At 36.8% G+C, this 16,687-nt stretch carries 17 protein-coding genes; 7 read left to right on the top strand and 10 right to left on the bottom strand.

Going from position 1 to position 16,687, the window contains the following annotated elements; all coding sequences use genetic code 11:
* The 3 genes from G9F74_RS25960 to G9F74_RS25950 all read left to right on the top strand — a co-directional run.
* Nucleotides 1-276 (top strand): ABC transporter permease (locus G9F74_RS25960; RefSeq protein ID WP_165406315.1); only part of this gene is annotated, 276 nt, incomplete at its 5' end.
* 115 nt (nucleotides 277-391) lie between these two features.
* A complete protein-coding gene (gene yknW, locus G9F74_RS25955; protein WP_016107266.1) occupies nucleotides 392-1,090 on the top strand; it encodes a YknW family membrane protein in 699 nt (232 codons plus the stop codon).
* Between the two features lie 216 nt (nucleotides 1,091-1,306).
* A complete protein-coding gene (locus tag G9F74_RS25950) occupies nucleotides 1,307-1,777 on the top strand; it encodes a sigma-70 family RNA polymerase sigma factor (RefSeq protein WP_000801309.1) in 471 nt (156 codons plus the stop codon).
* Nucleotides 1,778-1,858: 81 nt separating this feature from the next.
* Here the strand turns inward: G9F74_RS25950 and G9F74_RS25945 are convergent, their stop codons facing one another.
* Entirely contained in the window at nucleotides 1,859-2,338 is a 480-nt protein-coding gene (locus G9F74_RS25945; RefSeq protein WP_001058458.1) for a competence protein ComK, read from the bottom strand.
* Nucleotides 2,339-2,528: 190 nt separating this feature from the next.
* Between G9F74_RS25945 and G9F74_RS25940 the strand changes: the two genes are divergently transcribed.
* Complete coding sequence (locus G9F74_RS25940; protein ID WP_000731398.1) at nucleotides 2,529-2,927, top strand: DUF4359 domain-containing protein; 399 nt, start codon at nucleotides 2,529-2,531, stop codon at nucleotides 2,925-2,927.
* A 162-nt stretch (nucleotides 2,928-3,089) separates the two neighbouring features.
* Here G9F74_RS25940 and G9F74_RS25935 read toward each other — a convergent pair whose 3' ends face one another.
* The gene (locus G9F74_RS25935; RefSeq protein WP_001197606.1) at nucleotides 3,090-3,305 is read right to left on the bottom strand and encodes a DUF2922 domain-containing protein; all 216 of its coding nucleotides are present in this window, start codon (nucleotides 3,303-3,305) and stop codon (nucleotides 3,090-3,092) included.
* Nucleotides 3,306-3,326: 21 nt separating this feature from the next.
* Nucleotides 3,327-3,551, bottom strand: a complete 225-nt coding sequence (locus G9F74_RS25930) for a DUF1659 domain-containing protein (protein ID WP_000257697.1) — start codon at nucleotides 3,549-3,551, stop codon at nucleotides 3,327-3,329.
* A 110-nt stretch (nucleotides 3,552-3,661) separates the two neighbouring features.
* Between G9F74_RS25930 and G9F74_RS25925 the strand changes: the two genes are divergently transcribed.
* Nucleotides 3,662-4,147 carry a VanZ family protein gene (locus tag G9F74_RS25925; protein WP_001080715.1) on the top strand — a complete coding sequence of 162 codons (486 nt, stop codon included), beginning with the start codon at nucleotides 3,662-3,664 and terminating at the stop codon, nucleotides 4,145-4,147.
* Nucleotides 4,148-4,174: 27 nt separating this feature from the next.
* Here G9F74_RS25925 and G9F74_RS25920 read toward each other — a convergent pair whose 3' ends face one another.
* From G9F74_RS25920 to G9F74_RS25905, 4 genes are all read right to left on the bottom strand, one after another.
* Nucleotides 4,175-6,931 (bottom strand): DEAD/DEAH box helicase, encoded by a 2,757-nt coding sequence (locus G9F74_RS25920; protein WP_016107265.1) that lies wholly within the window; start codon nucleotides 6,929-6,931, stop codon nucleotides 4,175-4,177.
* Nucleotides 6,915-8,534 carry an SWIM zinc finger family protein gene (locus G9F74_RS25915; protein WP_165406314.1) on the bottom strand — a complete coding sequence of 540 codons (1,620 nt, stop codon included), beginning with the start codon at nucleotides 8,532-8,534 and terminating at the stop codon, nucleotides 6,915-6,917. The genes G9F74_RS25920 and G9F74_RS25915 overlap by 17 nt, the downstream gene beginning before the upstream one ends.
* 220 nt (nucleotides 8,535-8,754) lie before the next feature.
* Nucleotides 8,755-9,057, bottom strand: a complete 303-nt coding sequence (locus G9F74_RS25910; protein ID WP_016107264.1) for a DUF3910 family protein — start codon at nucleotides 9,055-9,057, stop codon at nucleotides 8,755-8,757.
* A gap of 84 nt (nucleotides 9,058-9,141) precedes the next feature.
* Nucleotides 9,142-10,020, bottom strand: coding sequence for a cell wall-binding protein EntA (locus tag G9F74_RS25905; protein ID WP_000733305.1), 879 nt, complete (start codon nucleotides 10,018-10,020; stop codon nucleotides 9,142-9,144).
* Between the two features lie 676 nt (nucleotides 10,021-10,696).
* Here G9F74_RS25905 and opuD point away from each other — a divergent pair.
* Together opuD and G9F74_RS30230 are read left to right on the top strand one after the other, a co-directional pair.
* The gene (opuD, locus tag G9F74_RS25900; RefSeq protein WP_001230123.1) at nucleotides 10,697-12,214 is read left to right on the top strand and encodes a glycine betaine transporter OpuD; all 1,518 of its coding nucleotides are present in this window, start codon (nucleotides 10,697-10,699) and stop codon (nucleotides 12,212-12,214) included.
* Nucleotides 12,215-12,597: 383 nt separating this feature from the next.
* A complete protein-coding gene (locus G9F74_RS30230; protein WP_000833064.1) occupies nucleotides 12,598-12,732 on the top strand; it encodes a hypothetical protein in 135 nt (44 codons plus the stop codon).
* Nucleotides 12,733-12,878: 146 nt separating this feature from the next.
* On the opposite strand, the gene G9F74_RS25895 is transcribed toward G9F74_RS30230, so the two are convergent.
* From G9F74_RS25895 to G9F74_RS25885, 3 genes are all read right to left on the bottom strand, one after another.
* Nucleotides 12,879-14,180, bottom strand: a complete 1,302-nt coding sequence (locus tag G9F74_RS25895; RefSeq protein WP_000988737.1) for a glycosyltransferase family 2 protein — start codon at nucleotides 14,178-14,180, stop codon at nucleotides 12,879-12,881.
* Nucleotides 14,177-14,932 carry a diguanylate cyclase domain-containing protein gene (locus G9F74_RS25890; protein WP_000794326.1) on the bottom strand — a complete coding sequence of 252 codons (756 nt, stop codon included), beginning with the start codon at nucleotides 14,930-14,932 and terminating at the stop codon, nucleotides 14,177-14,179. Before G9F74_RS25890 ends, G9F74_RS25895 begins: the two co-directional genes overlap by 4 nt.
* Before the next feature lie 263 nt (nucleotides 14,933-15,195).
* On the bottom strand, nucleotides 15,196-16,407 hold the full coding sequence (locus G9F74_RS25885; RefSeq protein ID WP_016107263.1) for a NupC/NupG family nucleoside CNT transporter: 1,212 nt from the start codon (nucleotides 16,405-16,407) through the stop codon (nucleotides 15,196-15,198).
* Between the last annotated feature and the right edge of the window lie 280 nt (nucleotides 16,408-16,687).

Raw genomic sequence — 16,687 nt, 5'->3', positions numbered from 1 at the left:
GTACGTAAAGCACTTGGAGCGACGCGTAGTAAAATTTTATTACAGTTTTTAATTGAAGCAGTTATGTTAACGCTTCTAGGTGGTTTAATCGGGATTGGTCTTGGGTATGGCGGGGCATATATCGTTTCCACATTTGCGAAGTGGCCACCGCTCGTTTCATGGGAAGTTGTCGTTGGAGGAGTGCTATTCTCTATGACACTTGGTATTGTTTTTGGATTAATTCCAGCAAACAAAGCTGCGAAATTAGATCCAATTGAAGCATTACGTTATGAGTAATTAATAGTGTAGTAGAACTACACATTACCGTTCTAGTGGGCGGTTCGTAGCCTCTTACAATGAGGAAGTGAACCGCCCGTTAGAACGGGTTATATAAATAGAAGGAGGCGTTATAATGGAAGCGAATTTGAATACGCAAAAGGTTGAAGGAGAGAAGCCATCATTATTTGGAATGATTACTTCTCCTGGCTTACAGTTTGAGAGAATGAAGGCGAGCGAGAAAGTTTGGGGTATGTTCTTTTTAGTTGCGTTGTTACAAGGGCTTGTAGGTGGTTTGACAACATATGTTGTGAACACGTCACCTGAAATGATTAAAATGCAGAAAGAATTAGGCGAACTTGCTGGTAAGAGTTCAATAACATCAGAAGTTATTTCTGGAATTGGATCTGGTTTTGTTGGGGCGATGATTGGAGCATTATTTGTCGCAGCTATTTATAAAGTATTTATGATGTTCTTTGGAAATGATACGTCTTATAAGAAGTTATTAACGATTGTTGTATATGCTAATATTATTCTTATTATTGGTGGACTTATTAATGGTATTATAGCCCTAATTTTAGATGGTGGAGCAACCCAGTATACAAGTTTAGGACCATTATTTGACCAAGGTTCACTTGCATATGGAATAGGTAATACAATTGAATTGTTCTATTTATGGAATTTAGTTTTAATTTGGTTGGGATTACAAGTTACAGCTGGATTAAGTAAAGTGAAAGCAGCTATTCCAATTATTGTTTTATTCATTATTAAAGCGGCATTCTTAGCTGCATTTGTTGTGTTAATGGCAAAAATATTACCAAATATTCCTGTATAATATGATCTGACAAAAAAGGTGGCTCTCTAGAGTCACCTTTTTTATTTTTACCCTTACTTCAAATACCACCAACAAAATTTCAAATACTGCCTAGTGTAATTTCAAATTCCTTCGGTAGTATTTGAAATTACTCACAGTGAAGTCTCTTCTTTATTTTTATATTGTAAAGGTACCGCGGAATAACAAAGGGGTATACCTTTTAGAAATAGGTACTATGTGAAGCCAGCGACTTTTACAGAGACGGTTGTTTTGTATGAGGGAATGATTGTAAATCAAATAAAAAAGTTAAGTATTTATCAAGATCATGAAGAGTATTATCAATGTGGTTTAATTGGTCTTTGGTATGCGTATGAAAGATATGAGGAGGGGAAAGGAAGTTTTCCTGCTTATGCGGTGATAACGGTACGTGGTTATATATTGGAAAGACTAAAGAAAGAATGTGTAATGCAGGAGAGGTATGTGTGCGTCGGAGAGTACGATGAACAATTTGAGTCTGAAGAAACGGGAATGAGAGCACAGGATTTTATGAGTGTGTTAAATAAGAGGGAGAGACACATTATTTCGGAACGATTTTTTGTAGGGAAAAAGATGGGTGAGATAGCCTGTGAAATGGGAATGACATATTATCAAGTGAGGTGGATATACCGGCAGGCACTTGAGAAAATGCGAGATAGTGTAAAGGGATAAAGAGAATAAGTAGAATGGAAGATAAGAGAAAGATCACCTTCCATTCTATTTGTTTTAAGATAGTAAATGTGGCATGAGGTTTTATGAGTGTAGTGAATCTTGCATGTTCATTTGGGATAAAACATATCCAGCTTTCCATAATTGCTGACTTAACTTATGGGAACTAATTTGTATCGTTACGGTAAATCCGTTTGAGAAATGAATTTTAGCTTTCTTCGTTTTTTTGAAAAACTCTATTGTATGGATATGCTTGTAGAACAACCAAATACAGTTTGGAGAAGCAGGAGATTCTGTTGGAAAAGCGCAAATATATTCCTTATGATTAATTGGAATCGGAACGTTTTGTTTGAATTTAAAGTTTGCTTGGACTGCATTACGTCTGCCCTGATAAGTAGAATAAACATCTGTTAGACAAGATTTCTGTATGAGCTGGAGAGCGGTTTGGCGGGAGTAAAGGTGCTTCCCGCTACTGTCGATAATTTTTGTACGGTAAGAGGGGTGCTTACATGGCTCTAACATCATTGTAGAACTAGAAATAAAAATATCATTTTCATTGTTCATTAGTATAATGCCTCCCTTGTAATTTTTATTCTGAATATAATTATATATAAATTTTGTAAAGTCACTATTAATATTCTGTTTTATATTGTAAATTTTAGTTATTCGTTTACAATCAACAGATGATAGTCTTTCTAATTTGCATCGCTTGTACATATATATGAAAATAGAAAAGAATAGGCGGTGATATAGCATGAAGAAAAAGTATATTATTATAGTTCTAGCTGTTGTTCTCCTAGTTTATTTAGCAAATAGCAATCCGAGTAAAGGAGAATATACGGATTGGGCAGCGAAGCAGTTTATGAAACGTAATGATGTGAGTAAGAAGCTAGATGAGGTTCAAAAAGAAAATGAAGAGGGTCTTCTTGGCGATTTAGCATCGGCAGGTAAGAAGTTGGCGAAAAAGTATGTTGAGCCACAAGTTGGATTATTAATCGACCATTATACAAAGCGAAATGATTATATTTTCTTCTCAACATATACGACCGATTTCGATTTAGGTGGAGAAAATTATAAATATGTATGCGTCGGTTTTTCAAAGATTTTTATTCCGATTGAAATGCCGAAGAAAAAAGACGAATCTGCAAAATAATGCAGATTTGTCTTTTTCGTTTATCCCGCTGTTTGTGGGCAGTCAGACTCCTACCTCAAAATTCGGCTGGAGAAAAGAAGGTTTACTGCCCGTAAATGCCTAATGGGTGAAGGTTTATAATCAGTAGGGATGAACAAAATCCCCACTGATTAAAGTTTTACTTTATAGAGTAATTGGAACTTCGGATACATTTTTTTCTACGAGACGAGCTCCTTTTTTTCGGGTATTTTCATCAATTGATGAAAATATAGATGACGCAAGAATGGTATCCATTACTTGATTTACGACTTGTGCATCGACGGGTGTGATGGGCTTATCGATAGAAAAAACAACTGTTTTTCCATCTTCTTTCGTGAAAATCAATTCGAGTACTTGCATGCTTTATTCCCTCCTTATTATTTATACGTTAGCAAGATCTGAAGTACTTACAAGTTGTACAGCGTGAAGTGATGATTCTTGTAAGGAAGCAAGGGCACGGGCTACGTTGTGTACTTGCTCTAAGTTTGCATTTGTTTTAACGCGTTTAAATTGTTTGTTCTTCAAAGTTGTTTTTCCATTCTTATCTAATCCATTGTTTAATACAAGACGTAGAGTTAAATCCATTACGATTGTTTCAACTGCCATGTTTATCACCCCCTTTCACTTTATAAATAGGGGGAAAATGTCATGTTTTGGCGTGAAATTTTTTCTTTTTTTTGGTACTCTTAAAAGACTAAGAGAGGGGTTTCGGAAGAATGAATCGTAAATGGTTATTTTGGATTCCTGTATTACTATGGATGGGGCTTATCTTCTATTCCTCAGCGCAACCATATAAAAAACAGGATATGCGCTCGGATATTGAACAATATGTAAATGTTGAGTTTGTGAAAGAGCATTTTTCATGGGTATCTATCGATTATGGTGGAGGTACACCTGTTAGTATTGCAAATAAAGGTGTGGGTGGATTTATTGAATTTTTCCTTCGTAAAGGTGCTCATTTTATGGTGTTCTTCATGCTCGGTTCTTTGACGTATTATGCTTTTCATCGATCGGGTTGTTCGAGAAAAAGATGCTTTATATATGCCCTTCTTTTCGTTGCAGGGTATGCAACATTGGATGAAATCCATCAATGGTTTACGGGAGACCGTACACCGATGTGGCAAGATACATTGCTTGATACGTGCGGCGGATTGACAGGAATTATAATAAGTAATTGGTTTTGGAATAGAAAAAGGAGCTAATCTCATTTCGAGATTTGCTCCTTTTGTTTATACACCAAGTAATTCTTTTAATTCGTCTGTTGATAGTTCAGTCATCCAACTATCACTTGTAATGACCGCATTGTTTAGTGATTGTTTTCGTTCTAACATTTCATCAATTTTCTCTTCTAATGTTCCTGTTGTAATAAGTTTGTGAACATGAACGAATCGTTTTTGACCAATACGATATGCACGGTCCGTTGCTTGATTTTCTACAGCTGGATTCCACCAACGATCGTAGTGAATGACATGATTAGCGGCAGTTAAGTTTAAGCCTGTTCCGCCAGCTTTTAAGGATAAGATGAAAATGTCATACGTTCCGTTTTGGAACTGTTCGATCATCTTATCACGCTCTTTCTTCGGCACACTGCCGTTTAAGAAGAGGACGCGCTGACCAAATGTTTCCTCTAATATGCTCTTTAGCATGTTTCCCATGCTGATGTATTGGGTAAAGATTAAACAGCTCTCATTCTGATCTTTAATATTTTCGATTAGTTCCATTACCGTTTTTGTTTTCATAGAACGTTCAACGATATCTTTCGGCTCTGTTTCTTTTAAATAAAGAGCAGGGTGATTGCAAATTTGTTTTAGTTTATTCAACATTAGTAATATGAACCCGCGACGTTCAATCCCGCTTAGCCCTTCAACATTTTGTAATGTATCTTGAACAAGTTGCTCGTATAAGGAAGCCTGTTCACCAGTTAGTGGACAGTAAGCTTTCTGTTCCTGTTTATCTGGTAAGTTTAATGCGACTGTTTGATCTTTCTTCGTTCGACGCAGTAAAAATGGTGAGATAAAGCGTTGGACTTGTTGGATTTTTCTTTCATCACGGTCTTTTTCAATCGGTGTGACGAAGCGGCGCTGGAATTGTCCTAAACTGCCAAGATATCCATGATTAATAAAGTCGAAAATGGACCAAAGCTCGGCAAGTCGGTTTTCCATCGGTGTACCAGTTAAAGCAATTTTATGATTTGCCTGCAAGTTGCGTACTGCTTTCGACTGTTTCGTATGTGGGTTCTTAATATTTTGTGCTTCATCCAAAATAACAGCGTCCCAGCATAACGAAGTAAGTTCTTCCTCGTCAAGTTGAGCTAACGCATAAGACGTTAATACAACATCTGCTGATTGAAGAAAATCTTTAAATGAATCTCCCTTATCGCGGTTACTTCCATAATGTAATTGAACGCGTAAATTTGGTGCGAAACGCTCAAATTCTTTTTGCCAATTTCCAAGAACGGATGTCGGCGCCACGATTAATGCAGGACCTGTTTTGAGCTTGTTTTCTTTTACATATAGTAAGTAAGAGATCGTTTGAATACTTTTCCCAAGTCCCATATCGTCCGCTAATAATGCCCCAAATCCAAGTTGTCGTAAATATAATAACCATTCAATGCCGTGTTGCTGATACGGACGAAGTGTTGCGTTTAGTGAAGTAGGGACATCTACTTTTGGAATATCTCCAATATGGAGTAGCTTTTGGAATAGCTCTTCATAATATCCGTCTAGTTCGATTTCAATATCAGTAAACGGACTATCTTCTTCTACAATTTCTGTTTCAGCAGTGTTTGATAAATGTTGCTGGAGGACATCTTTCATTTCTAGTCCGTATTTATCGGCACGGTTCATTAGTTTTCTTACTTCTTCAATAAAGGCTGGATCCAGTCGCATCCATTGACCATTTATATTGAATAATCGTTTGTTTTGTTCAATGAGTTCGAAAAATTCGCTTTCCGATAAATCAATTCCGTTCGTTGAAATGCGCCAATTAAAGTTAACGAGCGTATTCATGCCGAAGAAAGATTGTGTTTGTGCTGTGCTTTGCTTCAGCTGTACACGCAGCTTCGGTTTTGCTGCTTTTAAATTTTGCCACCATGATGGCAATAAAATTGTAATACCAGCTGCAAGTAACTCGTCACTTGCTTCTGTTAAGAAATTCCATGCTTCCGTTTCAAACAGTTCTTTTCTGAACGTATCCTCTTCTTTTAGCCACGGTACGAGCTTACTAAAGCCTTCTTGCGTTTCCGTAATACGCTCTTCGTAATCGTGCCATCTTTTCGGTAAGGAATCGATGTTTTCATATACATATATGCGATGTGCCCCGCGCTTTGGTGCCACAATCGTTTCAAGCTTCCACATTTCAAATTCCTCTTGTGGTTCTTGCAGTCTTAGTCCAATTGTAAAGGGAAGGTCATCTTCAATGTAACCGATTTTTCGAAGCCAATCTTCTTCATGTAGCGCTGTTTCCAGCTGTCTTTTCGTAAAGTCGTAATGTTCGTATAGTCTCTTTGCATCTTCCCATCCGTCATTTGATCGGTTATCTTGCAATATACTTTCATTTACCGAGGTTGAGAAAAGCGTTGCTAATGTGTCATCTTCGATTGGTGTATTTTGAACTTTCCAAGATGGTTGTTTGGACCAACGTTCCATATCGGGTACGAAGCTACCGCTTACGAAGGCATTCCATAATTCATTTGCATCTTTCGTAAGTGCTGTAATAGGATCGTTCATTTGAATATGTGCAAAGGAGTTCATCGGTTTGTTTGCGATGTATTCAAATGCTTGTGCGTTTGTTAGCATAACACCTTGTTTCCCTTCAAAGGTTGCTTCTTTTAGAAACGTGCCATAGAAGGAAGTGGCGTGCCATGTAAATGCATTTCGTTTCCAACTTGTTACGGATAATGGAGTACCGCTGTCATCTTCGCCCCAAAGGAACCAACCTTGACTAACATGCTGGAGCCTAATTGTTACTTCAGTTTGATTGATCATCGATTAATTTTCCTTTCCGTAATTCCTCTTGTAGTGCACGAAGGCGTGAATGTAGATTGGCGATATGAATAATGAAAGCATCCCATTCATCGGTGCGTTTTAAACGTTTATATAATGTACGTAATTTCTTTAAGTAGCGAACTGCACGTCTATATGATTTACGGTTTCGTTCTTCAATGGCCTCTACAGCAGCAAGATGATAAAGAGGAAGTGCCGCTTCTGGCGCTTCTTTTTCAATATCTTTCAATGGCTCTTTCAATAGTTCAATTGCTTCAAATCCATATAAGAGATGAAGTTCGGACCATGTACGATACTGCTTCTTCGCGAGTACGTATTGTTCGTAGTTTGTGAAACTATACGGTAATAGTTCTTGTAAAATCATTTCGAATCCAGCTTGTTCATTTGTATGCGTTGCATATGTTTCGTACATGATTACAAATAACCGAACAATATCTTTTATGAAGATTGTATCCTCGTGCTCATGTATGGTTTTCTTTACTTGTTTATACGTAAACGAAAGCCAGTTTTTTCCGCGATCCCACTGCATGGCGCTTAATAGCTCTTCTAACCAATAGAAATAAAGACTTACAACAGAAGCAGGCTGTTTTTTTAGTAAGTCCATTGCTAGTAGGTCTTCGTCATTTAAAAAGAATAGATGAGAAGAGGCTAATGCTTTGGAAAGTGGATTTATTTTCGTTTCAATTCGTTTTTCTTCTTCTTGCAGTTGATCTTTATTGTTTAACAGTTCACTCCATATGTGACGATAAATAAAAAATCTCTCCTGCGTATAGGCATCAGTGGAGAAGAATACTTCGTGAACGAGACGAGCAGTTTCTTGTAAAATTGATTCAGACTCTGAAGGAATCGCTTCTGATTGTAGGTCCCGAACGATGGATTCCACTTTATCCACAAATAGGCGAACGACGTTAACAGGTTGGTGATAAGAATACGTTTTATTTACTTCGAATGCCTGAATTTCTTCTAATAATTTTTGAAAGCAATAAAGTGCCGCGTGCAGTCTGAACAATTCATGTATCGCAATGATACGCGGAGCTTTCCGCTCGAGTTTCGTATAGAAGTCTGTAAAAATACTCATAAGAAAATACATTTGTTTATAAGTAAGCCGAGCTTGTTCTTTTTTTAATGATTCATATTCGTTGTCAAAATATGATTGCCAACTTTTATAATCCGTTTCTTCAAAAGCTGATGATTGCAATACTTGTCTTGCAGTTCGAATAGGAGGAAGAGAAGGTTTCGTATTATTTTTAAATAAAGTTAATACATCTCCTACTTGCCCGAAACTAGACGCTGCAGATAGTAACACAGCGAGCATATGCTCACATTGCGTTGGTGCGAAGCAATCGCAATAGCTTTCAGCGACGTTACGAATCGGGATATGAACGCTATATACGCTGCCTTCAGCATCTACAGTTCCTGATAGCGTGTAACCATCAAAGTCAACGTTGTAGACAACACCACTACGATATAGGTGCCGAGCTGTAGCGACATGTTCCTGATCAGCTGTTTGCTGTGGATCTAGTCCTTGAACGAACTCATTCGCAATCATCATAATTTCATCTTTCGTAATTGAGTGTTGCAGCATAATATTCCTCCGTACACATATTTCTTTCCTTTACCATTATAAACAAAAAATGCTCAAAACAGAAAAAATGAAATTTAGATTATCATATCGTAACTGTGAATGGGAAGATGCTGTATCATTCTCTTGGTACAAATAATACGTTGAAAACAGGGGAAGTATCTGGTCCGACTCGTTAACGTAAGAAAGACTATCTCTTGTAATTGAGATAGTCTTTTTGCGGTCAGAAGCGTGTCTGCTTTAATGTCGCTTGTACATACAGATCATTTACTATTTGTTCGACTAGCGGTAGCATTGCTTGTTCGAATGGAATATCGATAGGAAATGGCTTTTGTGAGCCTGGTTTTATCCCGTATTGTACAATTTTGTAATGTATATTTCCTTCATGGCCGAGCACAATTAATTTATAGCGATTGTCATCGCCGGCGAGTGAAAAATCAATGGAAGTAGCATCATATGTTACTTCGTCTTTATATATATAAGGTTTTGGTGTGCCAATCCAGTCTACTTTTGCTTGTACATTCATGATAATAGCCTCCTCATAGCTATTATAAATAAATAAAAGCCAGCTCTCAACAAAGAGAACCGGCTGTAATTTAGCATTCATTGGTTATTTTAAAATTTTCACTTTAACAGTTTTGCGTCCCCATTTTTGGGCAGCGCTATCTGATCCAAGTAGAATGTCGATACGGTTACCTTTAATTGCACCGCCAGTATCTCCAGCGATAGCTTCTCCATAACCTTCAACCCATACTTTAGATCCTAATGGGATTACTTTCGGATCAACAGCGATCATTTTCATGTTTGGATTCGCAGTTAAATCATGACCCATTGCAGTTAATACACGGCCGCCATATGTGCCACCGTTTTCGCTCGGGTGAGCTGTATATGCTGTAGCTACAACTGTTAACTCACGACCACCAGAAGGTTCGCTAGTTTCAGCAGCTTTCACAGCAGGCTTAGCAGCTGGTTTTGCTTGTGCTACAGGTGCTTGAGCTTTAGCTGGTGCTGCAGCTTTAGCAGGAGCTGGTGTTTCTTGTTTCTCAATAACAGGTGCTGTACCTGTTAAGAAAGGAACATGAACATAAGCTGTTTTCCCGTTATATTCAAATTGTAACCACTCATTTTGTACTTGGTTCGTTGTTTCGATCATATCGTCCTTCTTCAACGTTCCAAGAATTTCTGAGTTTGTGTTCGCTTCAGCACGTACGTTTAATACGTTAGCTGTTACGTAGTAGATGCTTTTTGTGAACTCTGCACTTACGAATGCGTCTTTACCATCTAAAGTGATTTTTGACCATCCGTTCTCTGTATTTAGAACATCTATTTTATTACCGTTTAGTAATTTACCGACAACTTTTGATTCAGTAGTAGGGTTTTCGCGTACGTTTAGTACGTCTGTTGTTACAACAGTTTCTGCATTGGCAGATGATGTGAAAATCCCAAGACCAAAAACTGCTGCTGTTGCTATACCAATTAATTTTTTCATGATAGCCTCCATTGCGTTTGTTTTCGTGTCCTCATTATAGCAACAGATTTTTTCGGATTTGGGGAAAACACACAATTACAAACCATTCGTAATCAGTCGTTAACATCCTGTAATATAATAAAAAATATAGGAAAGCGTTTTTCATTCTATATGATTAGTAGGTTTCTAGTTATATTCAAAATATTTAATACAACATATTTTTTTCGGCGTAAATAAAAATGTTACGAGAGTATTACAAAACGTTTACTATACAGTTACATTCCTTGAGTATTTTACCGTTTTATGGGTAATATAGTTATATAAACATAAACATTTCGTTTGTGAAGCTATAAACATGTGCTATATACTAGTAAAAAAACCGCATAATTGTTACAAGAAGAAAAGGTTGCAAGGAAGGAATTTGCCCTTTTTTACATATGTAACACATCCTTTTTTGGGAAAATACATTCCCATCCGCATTTTTCTCGCACAATTTGGCAGCAGTATTTCTACCTTGTAGCTCTTGCAGAGTGAAAAGGTTATACGGAAGGTAAGGCTGTCTATAAGAATTCTAATTGGTGAAGGTGAAAGTAAGAGATTTGAAAGAAAATCACCGCAAAAATTATAGTTTTCTATCCGATTTAACATATCGGAATTTATGTTATTTACAAAAGTGAAACCTACGAAGGGGGATTTGATGAGGAAACTGACAAAGACATTCATCGTTTCATTAACATTATGTATTGCATTTACAATTTGGGGGATTATTCCCGAATCTATTATTGGACAAGGTAGCCTAGGAAATGTAACAACTGCAATTCAAACTGCACTAGTTAGTAAGTTTGGATGGTTTTATATTATTTCTGTTTCTATCGTTTTAGGTGTGTCCATCTTTTTAATTGTCTCGAAATACGGTTCTATTCGTTTAGGTAAAGATGATGACGAACCTGATTATAGTTATATGACATGGTTTGCTATGTTATTTAGTGCTGGTATGGGTATCGGTTTAGTTTTCTGGGGTGTTGCGGAACCATTAAACCATTTATACGCACCTCCGTTTGGAGATGGTGCAACTGAGGAAAGTGCGCGTCTTGCACTGCGTTTTTCATTTTTCCATTGGGGATTACATCCTTGGGGACTATATGCGTTTGTAGCGTTATGTATTGCGTACTTCACTTTTAGAAAAGGAAAAGCAAGTACAATTAGTGCGACAGTAGGTCCGTTATTTAAGGGCGGGGAACATGGGCGTATTGCTCATTCATTTGATGTGTTAGCTGTGTTCGCGACTGTGTTTGGTGTTGCGACATCATTAGGTCTTGGGGCAAAACAAATTGCAGGTGGTGTTAGCTATTTAACATCTATCCCTAATTCATTAACGACACAGTTAGTTATTATCGCAATCGTAACAGTTCTTTTCATGTTATCTGCGCAAACCGGTCTTGATAAAGGAATTAAATATTTAAGTAATACGAACATTATTTTGGCATTTGCACTTATGATAATTGTATTATTTGCAGGTCCAACAAACTTTATTATGAATTACTTCACTTCAACGATTGGTTCTTACATTCAGGAATTGCCAGGCATGAGTTTCCGTTTAAGTCCATTGGATGAAGGCGGAAATCAATGGATCCAGTCTTGGACAATTTTCTATTGGGCATGGTGGATTGCATGGTCACCATTCGTAGGTACATTTATTGCTCGTGTGTCACGAGGGCGTACGATTCGTGAGTTTGTTATTGGTGTGTTACTTGTTCCGACCGTAATTGGTGCACTTTGGTTCTCTGTTTTCGGCGGGACTGGTATTCATATGGAGCTGTTTGGTGATGCGCATATCTTCGACAAAGTGAAAGAGATGGGAACAGAAGTAGGATTATTCGCTATGTTCGATCAGATGGGTAGCTTTGGATCAGCTTTATCAGTTTTAGGTATTCTACTTATTGCAACATTCTTTATTACATCAGCAGATTCTGCGACGTTTGTTTTAGGAATGTTAACGACGCATGGTAGTTTAAATCCACCGAACCGCATTAAAATGGTTTGGGGTATCGTTCTAGCCGCGATAGCTTCTACCTTATTATATGTTGGCGGATTAGAAGCATTGCAAACGGCAGCTATTATTGCGGCATTCCCATTCGTCTTTGTTATTTTCTTTATGATGGCAGCATTATTTAAAGAATTGCAAAAAGAAGGACGTATGAAGCAACATAAATAATAGAAGGAAAAGGGCTGATTTCATATCAGCTCTTTTTTATCCCTCTATTTGTGGCAGTAAGACACCCACCTCAAAATTCAGCAAAAGCAAAGAAGTTAAGTGGGAGATGAACAAAGCCCTACTGATTAAAGTTTCATTTTATATAGAAGAGATTTTAAATACAAATCAGGGAAATAAAATACTGTACTATATAAGTAGTATGCCTTTTATACGAAGAAAAAATGATAGCTTTCGACAATGTTCGATATTTTATGAATTCTATTCATATTTTTGTCAAAAATATGTCGGAAATGTGTTGTCACTTTTATGTATATGTGCTATATTATTTCCTGTAAGCGATTTCAAATAGTTTTAAAGCGCATTCAAGGGGGACATCTAGAATAATGAAACGTTACGAAAGAAAGTGGAAGCATATTTGTTTGAAACGTGTGGCACATCGAAATGTGCAAGAAAGCACGGAACCTAAGACTGAAACGCGCAAAGATCAGCAAGAGAAGCAATTGGTTCTACAAAAATAGCAATCACTTTTTCGTATATAAATGAAGGTCGATCGTTCGTTGGGGGATGGACGTGAAATTACTTTCAGCTAAGGGGTATTGTCTGATATATAATTTATACGGCAATAAATAAGCACAGAGCATACGGCGCTCTGTGCTTATTTTTATTATTTATCTTTTTTGAATCGAACGGTTTTATCCCAGCCGATGACTTGTTTCTTGCTCTTTGCACGTAAGTATAAGATTAGACTGCGAATAAATAAATACGTGAAGAGCTGTGCGTACGTAAAGTACATGATGACGCTAATAAAAATATTCGTCGGTGTAAAGGTTCGTTCGACGCTCTGGGCACTAAATAATTGCGAAACATATGTAATATATGCAACATACCACATAAATAGTAACGGAATACTATATTGAATCTGGAATATCCCGAGTAGTCCAATGACAAACCAAACGTTTGAAATGATTAAAAATAGCCAAAATACGACATACACTAAAACTTGCTGCAAGGAATGGACAAGAAGTTTCCCTTTAAAGAAACTTAACGAAGAAAACATCTTTTCTAAAATATAGAGGTTTCCTTGGAGCCAACGTGTACGTTGTTTAATAAGAATTTTTAAATGCTCAGGTTCTTGTTCCCATGTAATCGATTCTGGAACGATTGGTAAGAGATAGCCTTTTTGTGTAATTCGTAATGTTAATTCAGCGTCTTCTGCAATTGCATAAGGATCATAGCCACCAAGCTCTTCTAAGGCAGAGCGACGAAGAAGCATGTTCGTTCCTGTTAGTGAACCTGTTTGGAATAGTAACCAGCGTCCAGATTGCATAAGGAGCTGGAAGATTTGAAACTCTAGTGAAATCATTCGTGTCAGCCAGTTTCTGTTTTCATTGACTGTACGAACGTGTCCAACAGCCCCAACAGCATCTTTGGTTGTTTCAGCATGTTCGACAAGCATTCGCAGAGCATGTGGTTCAGGTTGATTGTCTGCATCGTAAACGCAGAAATATTCACCATCCGAAATACTAAGCCCATAGTTTAATACACGTGATTTTCCTTTTGGTTCACCAGGCGGGACACGAATGTGACGGATATGAGCATAAGCTTTGTCAAAATCATCACCAATTTCAGGTGTTTCATCCTGAGAATTATCGTTTAATAAATAAACAGTTAGTTTGCCTGGATATTCAATCTTTGCCATCGCCTCTAATGTATCTTTAATAACGACCCCTTCATTATGGGCGGGTATTAAAATATCGACGCTCGGATAATGTTCTAGCGTACGATCTTTTCGTTTACTATTTCGGTGAATTAAGCCTGCGAGTGTTAAGAAAGAATAATAAACGAGTAAGCCAGAGAATAGAAAGGCTGTAAAAATAAGTACGTATTTAATTGAAAATGCGATGCTAATCCAAAAAACGAGTACACAGAATAAAAGAAATAAAAGGAGTATAACAAGCGTCATCATAATAATGTCGGTCCTTTACTTCCAATTTGCTCTCGCGAAATTTTTATATCTTGAATTGCTTCAGCAGCAAGCCATTGCCCCATTTTTGGCTGTAGGCGGTTCATTACAATGTTAGCACCGGCTTCATTTGTGTTTTGTAGTAAAATAACCAGTGTATTGCTATCGTATTCAGCAGCAAGGTCAAAGTCATTTCTTACCGTTTCAACTAATAATGAAGCTACACGGTCCATGACGCTTTCTTTCGTGTATTTACTAAAGGAAGCGAAATCGAAGTAAATGATAATACCTGATTCATTGCGACGATTCATTGCAGTTATTAATAATGCTTGTCTTCTTTCGAATTCTTGTCTCGTTAATAATTTTGATTCTCCAATGTATTGTTCTAGCGTTCTCACACGTTCAGTTAATTCTTTATTCTCATGAATAACTTTCTTTAATAGATGTGTTGAGATGTAAACAATGAAGAAGTTTGCTACCATCAGGAAGTGAGTAATAATGTACTCCCATTGATCTGATGTACTCCATAAGTAAAGCCACGCTTGATAGAATAAATAGAATACCGAAATAATGGTTCCCAATATGAAGAAAACAAATGCGGTTTTATCAGGCAAAAATAGAAATAGTACATTAACGATTACATATATAATTGTAAAAATGAGAGCATGCTCATAATGCGTCACATGTACAGTTGTAAAATAAAATAAAATTTGTAAAATCCACATAGAGAAGACTTTATAGAAATTATTTTTCACAAACGTTCCTCCTTAAAGGTAATTCAGGCAAGGATACTTGTAGTATGCGCAATTAATAAGAATTAGACCATGTAACTGCAATTCATTTTTAATAGAACAAAATGAAGTAGTATCTCCCTTGCACAAGAAAAAATAAACAGACTTACTAATTATTGTATCATAATGTTCTTGTATTTAAGTATAAAGTATTTTGTATATATAAAAAATACATTTATATATGCAAAAAAAATCTCCTCTTTGGAAAGAGGAGATTTGATATAAATTTATAGGAACATCATACCTGCAACTGCTGCGTTTAAGAAGTTCGCTAGTGTACCAGCGATAACTGCTTTAATCCCTAATTGTGCAATTTGTTTACGGCGAGTAGGAGCTAACGTTCCAGTTACACCTAATTGAATTGCAATAGAAGAGAAGTTTGCGAATCCACAGATTGCGAATGTTAAAATCAGATTTGTTTTTGCAGAGAACTCTGCCATATGTGGTCCTAAGTTTGCATATGCAACGAATTCGTTGATTGCAAGTTTTTGACCGATAAAGCTTGCTGCTTGTATAGCTTCACCTGGAGAAACCCCGATTAAGATTGCAAATGGTGATAATAAGTAACCGAAGATTAAATCTAGGCTAAGTTTAATATCGAACCAAGAACCAACCAATCCTAGTAATCCATTTAATAAAGCGATTAATGCGATGAAAGCCATTAACATTGCTGCTACGTTAATAACAAGTTGCATACCTTCAGATGCACCACGTGCAGCTGCATCAATAACGTTTGCGTCTTCACGTTCTGTAGAAAGCTCAACGTTATTATCTACTTCTTCTGTTTCTGGCATAATTAGTTTTGCAATTAATAAACTTGATGGAGCTGCCATAATTGCTGCTGCTAATAAGTGTTCTAACGGAATTCCCATCGCTGCATAGCCGACAAGAACTGACCCGGCAACAGCCGTCATACCACTTACCATAATAGTGAAGAACTCACTATTTGTTAAGCGTGCTAAGTAAGGTTTGATTAAGATTGGTGCCTCAGTTTGTCCTAAAAATACAGTTGTTACTGAGTTTAAACTTTCTGCTTTAGAAGTTCCAAGAAGTTTACTTAATGCACCACCAACGACACTAACAAATTTCTGCATAATACCGAAATGATATAAGATTGCTACTAATGAACTAATAAATACAATTGGAAGTAGTGCTTGAATAAAGAAGACAAATCCCCAAGGGCCTTTTGCGTTGACTAAATCCCCAGCAACGAACTTAATTCCCTCGTAAGAAAAATTAATTAATCCTTGAACACCATCAGCAGCGTGTTTTAAACCTGCTTTACCAGCATCCCAGCGTAATACGATAAATGAAAATGACATTTGTAATGCTAGCGCGATTAAAATTGTGCGCCAATTAATAGCTTTGCGGTTGGAAGATAGTAAAAAAGCAATTGCTAATACTCCAATCACGCCGCCAATTCCCCATAAAAGATTCATGCAGTGTATGCTCCTTCCTCATAGTAAAAAAGTGTATAAACCAGTTGTCTATACTTTTACGAATATAACATCTTAAGTAACTTATCATAATGGACATCGGAGGTCAAACGTCTAACGAAAAGTTTAAATAAAAAGAAAATTCTTCAAAAAAACACATATAAAATGAATTGACATGAAATAGGTTATGTTTTTTGTGGAAATATATTCATTGTGATAACGTTTTGAATAATTTTTATAGAATATAGTGTATGAAATAGGAGAAGGTATGCATTATTTTTGT

Source organism: Bacillus sp. EKM202B, assembly GCF_011066025.1.
Taxonomy (GTDB): Bacteria; Bacillota; Bacilli; order Bacillales; family Bacillaceae_G; genus Bacillus_A; species Bacillus_A toyonensis.
This window is presented reverse-complemented; position numbering and strand designations above follow the sequence as displayed.